This window comes from Gryllotalpicola koreensis (assembly GCF_039538185.1).
GTDB classification, from domain to species: domain Bacteria; phylum Actinomycetota; class Actinomycetes; order Actinomycetales; family Microbacteriaceae; genus Gryllotalpicola; species Gryllotalpicola koreensis.
Window position 1 is genome coordinate 250492 of record NZ_BAABBW010000002.1, and the last position, 13301, is coordinate 263792.

The window sequence follows — 13301 nt, forward strand, 5'->3', positions numbered from 1 at the left end:
TGATTCATGCGCGTCCCCGAGCCGCTGTCGCTGACCGCGCTCGCGCGGGCAGGCTTCACCGAGCTCTCTGCGGCGCGCGAGCGCCTCATCGAGCTTCCGGAGCTGGTCGGCGTGCCGGCCGAGGCGACGCTGGCGCTGTTCCGTCGCGTCGCGGACCCCGATGCGGCACTCGACCGCCTGATCGCGATGGCACGACGGTCACCAGACCAGGTGCACGCGCATGTCTCCGACCCTGCCCGCGCCGTGCGGGTCGCACGCGTCGTCGGTGCCAGCGAGGGGCTGTTCGACTTCCTCATGCGCCACACGGCCGAGCTCGAGGCCCTCGACGCCCCCATGCGCGCGCTTCCGGGGCCCGAGGAACTGCGGGTGGACCTGCTCGAATCCGTCGGGGCCGATGCCCAGGCATCCGCGCCCATCGCCGCGCTCACCGAGGAGGAGGGTTGGTCGGCGTTCCGCCGACGCTATCGGCGTCGACTGCTGCAGCTCGCGAGCTTCGACCTGGAGCAGGCAGACCCGGTCGCGGGACTCGACGCAGTCGCCGCCTGCCTCTCCGACCTCGCAGGTGCCGCGATCGAGGCGTCGCTCGCCGTCGCGCGCGCCAGTGCGATCGGCACCGGCCCCGGGAAGTACCCACGCGAGCAGGTCGAAGCGACCCGGCTCGCCGTCATCGGCATGGGCAAGGCGGGCGCGCGCGAGCTCAACTACGTGAGCGACGTCGATGTCATCTTCGTCTCGGAGGGCGCGATCGATGTCGCGACCCGGCTCGCCGTGCTGACGATGAGGGGCACGGATGCCCCGGCGATAGAGCCCGGTCTGTGGCAGCTCGACGCGAACCTGCGCCCCGAGGGCAAGGACGGGGTGCTCGTGCGCTCGCTCGACTCTCACCTCGCCTATTACGAGCGCTGGGCGAAGACGTGGGAGTTCCAAGCCCTGCTCAAGGCGCGACCGCTCGCCGGCGACCTCGAGCTGGGCGGCCGCTACACCGCGGCGCTCCTGCCGCAGGTGTGGAACAGCTCGGAGCGCGACGGCTTCGTCGAGTCGGTGCAGCGCATGCGCGAGCGCGTCGTCGAGCACATCGTGCCGGAGGACGTCGATTGGGAGCTCAAGCTCGGCCCAGGCGGCCTGCGCGACATCGAGTTCACGGTGCAGCTGCTCCAGCTGGTGCACGGCCACGTGGACGCATCCGTTCACCAGTCCGCCACACTGCCCGCTCTCGCCGCGCTCGTCGCCGGCGGCTACGTCGGCCGCGGCGCCGGCGCCGAGTTCGCCGACGACTACCGCACGCTGCGCCTCATCGAGCATCGCGTGCAGCTCACCCGCCTGCGGCGCACGCACCTGATGCCACGCGACGAGGGCGCGCAGCGCACTCTCGCCCGCTCGACGGGGCTCGCACCGAGTGCGGCCGGCCTCGTTGAGCGGTGGGCCGACATCAAGCGGCGGGTGCGCGGTCTGCACGAGCAGCTGTTCTACCGCCCGCTGCTCTCCGCAGTGGCCGCCTTGCCCGCCGAGGACGTCATGATGGGCGCCAGGGCGCTGTCGCCGGAGCAGGCGCAGGCGCGTCTCGCCGCCATCGGGTTCCGCGACCCGCGCGGGGCGCTCGCGCACATCGGCGCGCTCACGGAGGGTGTCTCGCGTGCCGCGACCATCCAGCGCACCCTGCTGCCCGTCATGCTGCAGTGGTTCGCCGACGGCGCCGACCCCGACTACGGCCTGCTGACCTTCCGCCGACTCTCCGACGATCTCGGCGACTCGCACTGGTTCCTGCGGATGCTGCGCGACTCGTCCGGTGCCGCGCATCGCCTCACCCGGCTGCTCTCCGGCTCGCGCTTCGTCGGCGAGCTGCTCGGGTCGCTGCCCGAGGCCGTCGCATGGCTCGATTCCGACGACGAGCTGAAGCCGCGTTCCCGCGCGGTCATGGAGGAGGAGCGGGATGCCGTGCTCGGGCGGCACGAGGACGCGGCATCCGTCGCCAATGCCATGCTCTGGGCGCGTCGCCGCGGCGTGCTGCGGCTCGCGATCGGCGGCATCCTCGGCGTCACGAGCATCGAGGAGGTCGCACAGGGTCTCAGCGACATCACGGACGTGTTCCTGCAGACGCTGCTCGCCGCCGTGCGCCGCGAGCAGCGCGCGACCGAGCCGGAGGGCTTCGAGTTCGCCATCATCGCGATGGGCCGCTTCGGCGGCCGCGAGCTCGGCTTCGGCTCCGACGCCGACGTCATGTACGTCTTCCGCACCCCGGAGAGCACGCCCGCCGCGAGCCGCGCCGGGTTGCACATCGCCGCCGAGCTGAAGCGCCTCAGCGAGGACCCGCGGCTGCCGTTCGACCTCGATCTCGATCTGCGGCCGGAAGGCCGCAACGGACCGGTTGCGCGCTCGCTCGAGGCATACGCCGCCTACTACGCCCGCTGGTCGCTCACCTGGGAGGCGCAGGCGCTGCTGCGCGGACGCGGTGCCGCCGGTGACGCTGCGCTCATCGCCGACTTCGAGGCACTCGCCGATCGCACCAGGTATCCGGCGTCCATCGGCCCCGCCGAGGTGCGCGAGGTGCGGCGCATCAAGGCGCGTGTCGAATCCGAGCGCCTGCCGCAGGGCGCCGACCCGGCGCGCCATCTCAAGTTGGGGCGGGGCTCGCTCTCCGACGTCGAGTGGTTCGTGCAGCTCATCCAGCTGCAGAATGCGGCCCGCCTGCCGCAGCTGCGCACGACCTCGACGCTTGCCGCCCTGCAGGCCGAGGTCGAGGCGGGGCTCGTGAGCGAAGCGGATGCCGAGCTGCTGCGCACCGCATGGGTGTTCGCCTCCCGCGCCCGCAGCGCGATGACGCTCTGGACGGCGAAGACCTCCGACGTGCTGCCCTCGGACCGGGTGCAGCTCGACGGTGTGGCCCGGCTGATGGGCTACCCGCCGCGCTCGGCGAGCCGCCTCGAGGAGGACTACCTCGCCGTCACGCGGCGCGCCCGCAAGGTCTTCGAGCGCGGCTTCTACGAGGCCCCATAGCGAGAGGGCCCTCGCCGAAGCGAGGACCCTCTGCATGGCGTGCCGTCAGCAGATCAGACGCCGTAGTACAGCTCGTACTCGAACGGGTGCGGGCGCTGAGCGAGGGGCTTGAGCTCCTTCTCGCGCTTGTACTCGATCCACGTCTCGATGAGCTCCTCGGTGAACACGCCGCCCTTGGTGAGGAAGTCGTGGTCAGCCTCGAGCGCGTCGAGGACCTTGTCGAGCGAGCCGGGAACCTGCGGGATGAGCTTGGCCTCCTCGGGGGGGAGCTCGTAGAGATCCTTGTCAACCGGCTCGTGCGGCTCGATGCGGTTCTGGATTCCGTCGAGGCCCGCCATGAGCTGCGCGGCGAAGGCGAGGTACGGGTTGCCCGAGGCATCCGGCGCGCGGAACTCGATGCGCTTGGCCTTGGGGTTCGTGCCCGTGATCGGGATGCGGATGGCCGCCGAGCGGTTGCCCGCCGAGTAGACCAGGTTGACGGGGGCCTCGAAGCCGGGGACCAGGCGGTGGTACGAGTTCACCGTCGGGTTCGTGAAAGCGAGGATGGCCGGGGCGTGCGCGAGCAGGCCGCCGATGTACCAGCGCGCGATGTCAGACAGGCCGCCGTAGCCGGCCTCGTCATAGAACAGCGGCTGGCCGCCGTTCCACAGCGACTGGTGGGTGTGCATTCCCGAGCCGTTGTCGCCGAAGAGGGGCTTCGGCATGAAGGTGGCCGTCTTGCCCCACAGCTCTGCCGTGTTCTTGACGATGTACTTGAACTTCAGGATGTCGTCGGCGGCGTGCACCATCGTGTCGAAGCGGTAGTTGATCTCCGCCTGGCCGCCTGTGCCGACCTCGTGGTGCGCCCGCTCGAGGATGAGGCCGGCGTCGATCAGCTTGAGCGAGATGTCGTCGCGCAGGTCGGCCTGCTTGTCGACGGGGGAGACGGGGAAGTAGCCGCCCTTGTACGGGGTCTTGTTGCCCAGGTTGCCGCCCTCTTCGACGCGGCCGGAGTTCCAGGCGCCCTCCTCCGAGTCAACGTGGAAGAAGGAGCCGTTCTGCTTCACCTCGTAGCGCACGTCGTCGAAGATGTAGAACTCGGCCTCCGGGGCGAAGAACGCGGTGTCGGCGATGCCGGTCGACGCGAGGTACTTCTCGGCCTTCTTGGCGACCTGGCGCGGGTCCTTGGAGTAGATCTCACCGTTGCGCGGGTTGTAGATGTCGAAGACCAGGATGAGCGTCTTCTCGGCGCGGAACGGGTCGACGTACGCGGTCGTCACGTCGGGGATCAGCTGCATGTCGGACTCATGGATGTTCGCGAAACCACGAATCGACGAACCGTCGAAGAGCTGGCCGACGGTGAAGAACTCCTCGTCGACGGTTGACGCGGGGATGTTGAAGTGCTGCTGCACACCGGGGAGGTCGGTGAAGCGGATATCAAGGAATTTGACGTCTTCGTCCTTGATGAACTTCAGCACCTCGGATGAATCCTTGAACATTCAAACTCCAAAAGGCTGACGGGAAGGGCGCGAGCGCGACCTGTTTGCAGGGTATGGGCAGGCAGTTTCTCTGCAGTGACGCAAATGTTTCGGGCCTGTTACGTGGCAGGCTATCAGTCGCGAGTTCTTAGGATTGACCCGTGAGTTCACGAGTTACGGATGCTGCACCGAGCAACTTCCCGGGGGAGAGGCTCGGCCTTCCGGAGCACGGGAAGGGGTCCGTCGGCAGGTTCGGCCGCCGCCTCGCCGGCCTGTTCATCGACTGGATCATCGCGATGGCGGTCTCGTGGCTCGTCACCCGCCACTACGGCGGCCTCTACGTCTACCCGTTCTTCGCCGCGATCCAGATCCTGTCCATCTGGGCGTTGGGCGGTTCCATCGGGCACCGCATCGTCGGGTTGCGCCTCTCCGCCCTGCCGGGCACCCAGCCGGCGTTCTGGCGGCCGGTGGTGCGCAGCGTCCTGCTCGCGATCGTGATCCCGGCCCTTGCCTGGGACTCCGATCAGCGCGGCTTCCACGACAAGATCGCAGGAACCGTGCTACTGCGCCTTTAGCGCGCCGGTCCCCGCCCGGCGCGTCGCAGTCGGCCTTACGGGTCCATGCGTTCGCGGGCGAACAAGTCGCCCGCTCGTAGAGCGTGTCGCGACCCCGGCTACCGCGGCTGGCGCGGGGCGCGCACGCGGTTCGGGTCGACGCCCTTCGGGATCGGCAGCGGCGCCTGCAGCGAGGACAGGCGATTGTCGACGGCCTGCACCTCGGTCTTCGTCAACGACGGCTTGATCTTGGTGAGCGCGGAGGCCACCTTGCGCAGCGGCACCGAGTCGGCGTCAGGGCCGACGCTGATCGTCGTCACGGCGACGTTCGGCACGGTGCGGTTGATCTTGCGACGCTCCTCGTCGAGCATCCGCCCGGTCCGCGACTTGGGACCCTCGCTGATGAGCACGACACCGCCGCGGCCGACGGCACGATAGACGGCGTCACGGGTCTTGCTGTTGACCGCAACCGGCATCTCGCTGCCACGCCATCCGCGCTTGAGCGACGAGCGGAGCACGGCGCCCACCGCCCCCGGCTGGCCGTTGATCTGCGAATAGGCGGCGCCCTCCGCGCGGCGGCCCAGGACCACCGTGGCGAACAGCACGCCGCCGAGCACGCCGGCGACGATCCAGAGCACGGTCGAGATGATGCCGGTGCTCAGCACGAGCGCCAGAACGACGCCGACGACGACGGGCAGCAGGAAGGCGCCGATCATCAGCGGAAGCGCCTGCTTGTCGTACTTGCGGGTCATCTGGAAGACGTCCCACATCTGCCGGATGCGGCCCGGTTCCTTGGGCGTCTGAGCCGCGGCGGAGCTGTTCTGTGCCATAGCTAAAAGGGTACCTGAGACCGTCAGGCCGAAAGCTCGGAGAGAGCCTCTCTGGCCTGCGCCCAGAGCCGCCCTGCACGGTACGAGGAGCGCACCAGCGGGCCCGACATGACGCCGAGGAATCCGATCTCCCGTGCGGCCTGCTCGAAATCGACGAACTCCTCGGGCGTGACCCACCGCGCGACGGGCAGGTGCCGCGGACTGGGGCGCAGGTACTGGGTGATCGTGATCAGGTCGGTACCGGCGCTGTGCAGGTCCTCGAGGGCGTGCAGCACCTCGTCGGGCTCCTCGCCCATGCCGAGGATGAGGTTCGACTTTGTGATCATGCCCGCGTTCTTCGCCTGCGTCAGCACGTCGAGCGAGCGCTCGTAGCGGAACGCGGGGCGGATGCGCTTGAAGATGCGCGGCACGGTCTCGACGTTGTGCGCGAACACCTCGGGCTGGGCGTTGAACACCTCGTTCAGGTGCCGAGGGTTCCCCGAGAAGTCGGGCACGAGGATCTCGACGCCGACGCCCGGCGCCTGGCGGTGGATCTCGCGGATCGTCTCGGCGTAGAGCCACGACCCCTCGTCGTCCAGGTCGTCGCGCGCGACGCCGGTGACGGTCGCGTAGCGCAGCTCCATCTGGGCGACGGATTCCGCGACCCGGCGCGGCTCGTCGCGGTCGTAGTCGGCCGGCTTGCCCGTGTCGATCTGGCAGAAGTCGCAGCGGCGGGTGCAGGCGGAGCCGCCGATGAGGAAGGTCGCCTCGCGGTCCTCCCAGCACTCGAAGATGTTGGGGCAGCCAGCCTCCTGGCAGACCGTGTGCAGCTGCTCGCTCTTCACGAGGTTCTGCAGTTGGCGGTACTCGGGGCCCATCTTGGCCCTGGTCTTGATCCAGTCGGGCTTCTTCTCGATGGGGGTCTGCGCGTTGCGCACCTCGAGGCGCAGCAGCCGGCGGCCGCCGGTGTCGTGCGCCGGGCCGCCGCCGTTGGAGATGTTGGTGATGGTCACGCGGGCACCGCCCCCTCGGTGGCGGGCGCGAAGATCCGGTCGAAGACGCGGGTGAGCACCGGAACGACCTCCTCCGGTGTGACGGTGCGGTCGCCGAGCTCGCGGGTGATCGTGGTAACTCCGGCGTCGCGGATGCCGCACGCGACGATCTGCTCGTAGGCATCGAGGCTGTTCGAGCAGTTCAGGGCGAAGCCGTGCATGGTGACGCCCTCGGCGACGCGCAGGCCGATGGCGCCGATCTTGGCGTCGGAAGCCGGTTCGCCGGTATCCGTCGTCTGGCTCACCCAGACCCCGCTGCGGCCCTCGACGCGATGCCCCTCGACACCGAACTCCGCAATGACGTCGATCATCAGCTGCTCAAGGCGGCGGACGAACGCGACCACGTCGACGGGCTCTGCGAGGCGCATGATCGGGTAGCCGACCAGCTGGCCGGGCCCGTGCCAGGTGATCTTGCCCCCGCGATCGACGTCGATCACGGGGGTTCCGTCGGTGGGCCGCTCGGAGGCCTCTGTGCGTTTGCCCGCGGTGAAAACAGACGGGTGCTCGAGGAGCAGGAGCGTATCGGGCGCCGACCCGCGAACGACGGCGGCGTGAGTCTCACGCTGCAGTTCGAGGGCTTCGAGGTACGGCACGGAATTGGCGCTTAGTCCCGTGACGCGGTACTCGATCATGTCGAAGGGTTTCCCTACGTCGGTGGTTTGAAGTTGTGGGGCCAGCCTACGTCACCGTGCGTTCTCGCCCAGCACCGGCCGGACAGCGGCAGAGTTGTCCACATTCGCCGGGTCGAGCGGGTCGGCGCGCCCGGCGAGGTGACGAAGATGGTCGGCATGACGGATGCTTGGGCCGCGCGCGCCGCCGCGCTCATCGCCGCGGAATCCGAGCACCTGCCGCGCGTCCTCGATGTGACGGTGCTCGGGGAACGGCGGGAGCTCGTGCTCGATGAGCCCGCGGGACCCCGTCTCGGCGAGCTTCTGACGCAGCGGCGGCGGCTTCCGGCGGGCGAGGGTGTGACGATCGTGATCGGCGCCGCCCGGGCGGTCGCCGCGCTGCACGCGGCGGGCTTCTGCGGGGTCTCCCTCAGCGACGACGAACTGCGCTTCGACGAGCTCGGCACGCCGATGGTGCTCGGACTCGACCGTGCGCGTGAGATCGTGTCCGCCGGCGCACAGGGCCCGGCGGACGACTGGCGCGAAGTCGCCGCGCTCGCCGACCGGCTCGGGCTCGTCGCGCATGGGCGCGCAGCAGGTGCGCTGGGGCCGGCGCAGCTCGGGCTCGGGCTGGCACTGGCGACCTTGACCGCGGGGGAGACCGCGCAGAGCCTCGACCGCCTCGAGACGGCGCTGTTCGAACTCGCCGAGCCGCAGGCCGTCCAGCTCGCCGGCTCGGCCGAGACCGTTCGCGAGCGCGTAATGCCACCACTGGCCGAGCGCCGTTCGGCCGCCGCTCACCGCCGCCCGAGCGGGTCCGCCTTGATCGAGGCCTTCGACGCCGGGCCTGCCGCCCTGATCGCCGGGCCGCTCGGCGAGGTGCGGGCGCGCGTCGCCGGTCTCGCCGGCAGGCTGCACGGGCGCGGGCGGCTGCTGCTCGTCGCAGGTGCGGCGGCGGCCGTGCTGACGGTCGCCGCGGTGGTGCTCATGCCGAGCGGGGCGCCTCGCGACCCCGACCCCGTCAGCGTCGCGACCGCTCCGGCCGTTGCGGGGACCACGGCGCGGGCCACCCCGACGCCGACCGGCGGGCCGGTGCTCTCAGGCGACGACCCGGTGGCCGCGGCATCCGTTCTGCTCGGTCAGCGCGACGGATGCCTCGCGCTGAGCACCGCCGAGAAGGCCGGCTGTCTCGCGCGGGTCGCCGACGGGCAGGCATCCGCCCTCGATCTGCCTGCGCGCCCGCTCGCCGGGCTCGCGCCGTCTCTGCTGGAGCGCACGGGGGACTCAGCGCTCATCGCGCTCACCCCGGAAACCCCAGGAACGGCACCGGCCTCGGCCCTGCTGATGAGGACCGAGGCCGGTTGGAGGCTGAGACAGCTCTATGAGAACTAAATCCCCAGGTCGCCCTCGAACGCCGCCTGCTCGAGACGGGCCTTGACGGCGCCGAGGTAACGGGCCGCGTCGGCTCCCGCGATCGTGCGGTGGTCGTACGACAGCGCGAGGTACACGATCGAGCGGATCGCGATGACGTCCTGGCCGTCGACCGTGATCACCGTCGGCTCCTTGACGACGATGCCCGTTCCGAGGATCGCCGACTGCGGCAGGAACACGACAGGCGTGTCGAACAGGGCGCCGCGCGAGCCGGTGTTGGTCAGCGTGAAAGTGCCGCCGGCGAGCTCGTCCGGCTTCAGCTTGTTCTCACGGGTGCGGCCCGCGAGGTCGGCGATCTGAGCGGCGAGGCCCGCGATGTCGAGCGAACTCGCGTCCTTGATGACCGGGGTGAGCAGGCCGCGATCGGTGTCGACGGCGATCGCGAGGTTCTCGGTGGCGGGGTAGGTGATGGTCTCGCCGTCGAAGGTCGAGTTGATGATCGGGTAGACCTGCAGTGCCTCGAGTGCTGCCTTCGCGAAGAACGGCAGGAACGAGAGCTTGTTGCCGGTCTTGGTCTGGAAGTCGGCCTTCACCCTGTCGCGCAGGGCGGCCACCTTGGTGACGTCGACCTTCACGACCGTGGTGAGCTGGGCCGTCTGCTGCATCGACTCGACCGCGCGCTGCGACATGACCTTCGTGAGGCGCGATGCCGCGGCGCTCGTGCCGCGCAGCGGCGAGACCTCAAGAGGCGCCGGAGCGGCCGGCGCGGCAGCGGCCGGCGCGGCGCCGCCCGAGGCGGCGTTGAGCACGTCCTCCTTGCGGATGCGACCGCCGACACCGGTGCCCGAGATGGAATTCAGGTCGACACCCTGCTCGCTCGCGATCTTGCGGACGATCGGCGTGACGTAGCCGCCACCGGCGTGGGAGCCGGTAGCCGACGCCGCGGGAGCGGCCGCTGCAGCGGGCTGAGGCACGGGAGCGGGGGCCGCGGCCTGGGCCGCAGGGGCGGGAGCCGCGACGGGCGCGGGCTGAGCCGCGGGCGCGGGCTCAGGAGCGGCGGCGGGCTCCGGTGCGGGCGCGGGGGCCGCAGGAGCAGGCTCGGGGGCGGGTGCAGGCTCCGCGACAGGCGCCGGCTCGGGTGCGGCGACAGGCTCGGGCTCGGCCGCGGGGGCAGGCTCGGCCTCTGCAGGGGCGGCGGCGCCACTGCCGTCGCCGATGGTCACGAGTGCCGTGCCGACCTCGACCGTCTCGTCCTCCTGAACGAGGATCGCCTCGATGACGCCGGCGACCGGCGAGGGGATCTCGGTGTCGACCTTGTCGGTCGAGACCTCCAGCAGGGGCTCGTCGACTTCGACGCGGTCGCCGACGTTCTTGAGCCAGCGGGTAACCGTGCCTTCTGTAACACTCTCGCCGAGCGCCGGGAGGCTGACGGATTCGCTCATGTGACTGTCTCCTTAGACCTTCAGTTCAGAACTAGCTTATTGCCAAGTGCCTGGCTCACAGCGCGTGCAGCGGCTTGCCTGCGAGCTTCAGGAATGCCTCGCCGAGTGCCTCGTTCTGCGTCGGATGGGCGTGGATGAAGGGCGCCACGTCCTCAGGGTGGGCCTCCCAGCCGACGGCGAGCTGCGCTTCGCCGATCAGCTCGCCGACGCGCGCGCCGAGCAGGTGCATGCCGACAACGGGGCCGTCCGCGAGGCGCACGACCTTGACCACGCCGCCCGTGCCGAGGATCTCGCTGCGCGCGTTCCCGGCGAGGCTGTACTCGTACGACGAGACCGCGTCGACGGAATCCTCACCGTACTTCGCGACCGCCGCAGCCTCGGTCAGCCCGACCGACGCCACCTCTGGCGCGCAGTACGCGATCCGCGGCACGAGCAGGTCGTCGACGGCGAGCGGGGCGAGGCCCGCGATCTCCTCTGCCACGAAGACGCCCTGCTGGAAGCCGCGGTGGGCGAGCTGCGGGCCGGCGACGATGTCGCCGACGGCGTACACGCCAGGCACGGTGGTCTGCAGCCGCTCGTCCGTGACGACGAAGCCGCGGTCGAGCTGCACGCCGGCCTCTTCCAGCCCCAGCCCGGCCGTCACGGGGGCGCGCCCCACGGCGACGAGCAGCAGCTCGGCCTCGACGCCGTCGCCGTTCTCGAGGGTGAGCCGCACTCCGGCATCCGTCTGCTCGACGCCGCGCAGCGGCACGCCGAGCCGGAAGTCGATCTCGCGGCGGCGGAACGCGCGCTCGAGGCCCTTGCTGATCGCCTCGTCCTCGGCCGGGAGCAGGTGCGGCAGCGCCTCGACGATCGTCACCTCGGCGCCGAGCGAGCGCCACAGGCTCGCGAACTCGACGCCGATCACGCCACCGCCGAGAACCGCGACCGTGGCAGGGATGCTGGAGAGACGCAGCGCCTCGTCGCTCGTGACGATCCGGCCGCCGATCTGCACGCCGGGCAGCGTGCGCGCCGTCGCGCCGGTGGCGAGCACGACGTTCGCGCCGGTGTAGCTGTCGTCGCCGACGGCGACCGTCGTGGGGGAGACGAGGCGCCCTTCGCCGGTGACGACCGTGATGCCGCGGGCCCGGATCAGGCTCTCGAGCCCCTTGAACTTGCGTGCCACGACGCCGTCGCGATACGCGCCGAGCCGCTCGGGGTCGACGCCCTCGAAGCTGAGCAGCACGCCGTGCTTCTCGGCCGAGCGGGCAGAATCAGCCACCTCGGCGCTGTGCAGCAGCGCCTTCGTCGGAATGCAGCCGCGATGCAGGCAGGTGCCGCCGAGCTTGTCCTTCTCGATAAGGGCGACCCGCGAGCCCAATTCCGCGGCGCGCAATGCTGCCGCGTAGCCCCCGCTGCCGCCGCCGAGGACGACGAGATCGAAGGTGTGGTCTGCCACGCTCCCGACCCTAGCCCGCGGCGGGCTCGGTCACGGCGAGCCGTTCCGCGTGGCGCAGCAGCAGGCGCACGGCGACGCCGGTGCCGCCCTTCCCGGTGAAGCCATAGGCGCCGCCCTTGTTCTCCTCCGAGCCGGCGATGTCGAGGTGCGCCCACGGGATGCGCGGGCCGCCGTCACCGTCGCCCGTGCCGACGAACTCCCGCAGGAAGACCCCGGCGAGCAGCATGCCGCCGGCCGGCACGCCGGGGTTCGCGTTGGCGATGTCGGCGATGGTCGAGCTGATCGTCGCCCGCAGCTCGTCGGGCAGGGGCATCGGCCACAGGGGCTCGCCCGCCTCGGCGGCGGCGGTTCGCAGCCCGTCGACGAGCTCGTCGTCACCCATGACGGCCGAGTAGCGCGTGCCGAGGGCGACGACTTTCGCGCCCGTCAGGGTGGCGATGTCGATGATCTGGTCGGGCTGTTCCTCGCTCGCGGCGACGAGCCCATCCGCCATGACGAGCCGGCCCTCCGCATCGGTGTTCAGCACCTCGACGGTCTTGCCGCCGCGGATGCGCAGCACGTCGCCGGGGCGGATCGCGGTGCCCGACGGCATGTTCTCGGCGAGGCACAGCCACGCCGTCACGCGCACGGGCAGTTCGAGCTCGGCGACCGCGCGCAGCACGGCGAGGGCCACCGCCGCACCCGTCATGTCGCCCTTCATGCCGATCATGCCGGTCGGCGGCTTGAGCGACAGGCCGCCCGAGTCGAAGGTGATGCCCTTTCCGACGAGCGCGAGATGCTGCGTCGCGCCGACGGGCGCATAGCTCAGCTTCGCGAGGCGCGGCGGCCGGCTCGAGCCCTGGCCGACGCCGAGGATGCCGCCGAAGCCCTCGTCGGCGAGCTCCTGCTCGTCCCACACCCGGACCTCGACGGGCAGGTGGCCGACGGCCTCGCGCGCGGCGTGCACGAAGGTCTCCGGGTAGAGGTCGAGGGGCGGCTGGTTGAAGAGGTCCTTGACGAGGGCCACCGCGTCGGCCTCGATGCAGGCGCGGGCGACAGCGGCCGCGGCATCCGTCTCACCGCTCACCACCTGGATGCGCCCGACCGGCGCCTTCTGAGACGCCTTCGGCGAGCGGTAGGCGTCGTACGAGTACGCGCCGAGCGCCGCACCGGTCAGCACGGGGGCGAGCAGTCCGTCATCGGCGGTCAGGGCGAGGGCGACGGATGCCGCACCCGCGAGCTGCCTCACCGCCGATCCGGCCGCCGCCCGCAGGCTGTCGACGGTGACGCCCGTGCCGACGCCGATGACGGCTACCGCGCGGCCGTCGACGACCAGCCGGGCCAGCTCGTCGGCCCCGCCGCCGAAGCCGATCAGCGGCAGCTGAGCGGTGGTCGCCTCGGCGAGCTCCGGAGCGAGTTCGGGGGCGACGAGGGCAGGGGCGGGCTTGTCGGACGTCGCGGCGAACACCAGGATCTCGGCGTCGGCTGCGGCCACCTCAGGAACGATCGTGAGCTCAGCTGCGGTCATGCGAAAACCCTATCGGCGCGGGCCGAGCGCACCTGTTCGCTCTGGGCATGACCGGGTGCCAGGGGGCGT

9 protein-coding genes and 1 pseudogene are annotated in these 13301 nt (G+C 70.9%); 3 read left to right on the plus strand and 7 right to left on the minus strand.

Annotated elements, in window-relative coordinates; genetic code table 11:
- The first annotated feature begins 6 nt into the window (after positions 1-6).
- Entirely contained in the window at positions 7-2994 is a 2988-nt protein-coding gene (locus tag ABD708_RS06180) for a bifunctional [glutamine synthetase] adenylyltransferase/[glutamine synthetase]-adenylyl-L-tyrosine phosphorylase (protein WP_344752415.1), read from the plus strand.
- 53 nt (positions 2995-3047) lie between these two features.
- On the opposite strand, the gene glnA is transcribed toward ABD708_RS06180, so the two are convergent.
- Positions 3048-4472 carry a type I glutamate--ammonia ligase gene (glnA, locus tag ABD708_RS06185; protein WP_344752416.1) on the minus strand — a complete coding sequence of 475 codons (1425 nt, stop codon included), beginning with the start codon at positions 4470-4472 and terminating at the stop codon, positions 3048-3050.
- Between the two features lie 140 nt (positions 4473-4612).
- Between glnA and ABD708_RS06190 the strand changes: the two genes are divergently transcribed.
- Entirely contained in the window at positions 4613-5026 is a 414-nt protein-coding gene (locus ABD708_RS06190; protein ID WP_344752417.1) for an RDD family protein, read from the plus strand.
- Positions 5027-5124: 98 nt separating this feature from the next.
- Here ABD708_RS06190 and ABD708_RS06195 read toward each other — a convergent pair whose 3' ends face one another.
- The 3 genes and pseudogenes from ABD708_RS06195 to lipB form a co-directional block, all read right to left on the minus strand.
- Positions 5125-5835, minus strand: a complete 711-nt coding sequence (locus ABD708_RS06195) for a DUF4191 domain-containing protein (protein ID WP_344752418.1) — start codon at positions 5833-5835, stop codon at positions 5125-5127.
- Between the two features lie 44 nt (positions 5836-5879).
- A pseudogene (gene lipA / locus ABD708_RS06200) lies at positions 5880-6812 on the minus strand (lipoyl synthase); the annotation flags it as partial.
- Positions 6813-6823: 11 nt separating this feature from the next.
- Positions 6824-7498 (minus strand): lipoyl(octanoyl) transferase LipB, encoded by a 675-nt coding sequence (gene lipB, locus ABD708_RS06205; RefSeq protein ID WP_344752419.1) that lies wholly within the window; start codon positions 7496-7498, stop codon positions 6824-6826.
- A 156-nt stretch (positions 7499-7654) separates the two neighbouring features.
- Here lipB and ABD708_RS06210 point away from each other — a divergent pair, with 156 nt between their 5' ends.
- On the plus strand, positions 7655-8866 hold the full coding sequence (locus ABD708_RS06210; protein ID WP_344752420.1) for a hypothetical protein: 1212 nt from the start codon (positions 7655-7657) through the stop codon (positions 8864-8866).
- On the opposite strand, the gene sucB is transcribed toward ABD708_RS06210, so the two are convergent.
- The 3 genes from sucB to ABD708_RS06225 are packed head-to-tail and all read right to left on the minus strand — an operon-like array spanning position 8863 to position 13232.
- Positions 8863-10287, minus strand: a complete 1425-nt coding sequence (gene sucB / locus ABD708_RS06215; RefSeq protein WP_344752421.1) for a 2-oxoglutarate dehydrogenase, E2 component, dihydrolipoamide succinyltransferase — start codon at positions 10285-10287, stop codon at positions 8863-8865. The genes ABD708_RS06210 and sucB overlap by 4 nt on opposite strands.
- A gap of 55 nt (positions 10288-10342) precedes the next feature.
- Entirely contained in the window at positions 10343-11725 is a 1383-nt protein-coding gene (lpdA, locus tag ABD708_RS06220) for a dihydrolipoyl dehydrogenase (RefSeq protein WP_344752422.1), read from the minus strand.
- A gap of 10 nt (positions 11726-11735) precedes the next feature.
- Entirely contained in the window at positions 11736-13232 is a 1497-nt protein-coding gene (locus ABD708_RS06225) for a leucyl aminopeptidase (RefSeq protein ID WP_344752423.1), read from the minus strand.
- Positions 13233-13301 lie beyond the last annotated feature (69 nt).

Coding starts and splice junctions, on each gene's coding strand:
- ABD708_RS06195 (WP_344752418.1), bottom strand. CDS start 5,835: ATGGCACAGAACAGCTCCGCCGCGGCTCAGACGCCCAAGGAACCGGGC.
- ABD708_RS06225 (WP_344752423.1), bottom strand. CDS start 13,232: ATGACCGCAGCTGAGCTCACGATCGTTCCTGAGGTGGCCGCAGCCGAC.
- ABD708_RS06210 (WP_344752420.1), top strand. CDS start 7,655: ATGACGGATGCTTGGGCCGCGCGCGCCGCCGCGCTCATCGCCGCGGAA.
- glnA (WP_344752416.1), bottom strand. CDS start 4,472: ATGTTCAAGGATTCATCCGAGGTGCTGAAGTTCATCAAGGACGAAGAC.
- sucB (WP_344752421.1), bottom strand. CDS start 10,287: ATGAGCGAATCCGTCAGCCTCCCGGCGCTCGGCGAGAGTGTTACAGAA.
- lipB (WP_344752419.1), bottom strand. CDS start 7,498: ATGATCGAGTACCGCGTCACGGGACTAAGCGCCAATTCCGTGCCGTAC.
- ABD708_RS06180 (WP_344752415.1), top strand. CDS start 7: ATGCGCGTCCCCGAGCCGCTGTCGCTGACCGCGCTCGCGCGGGCAGGC.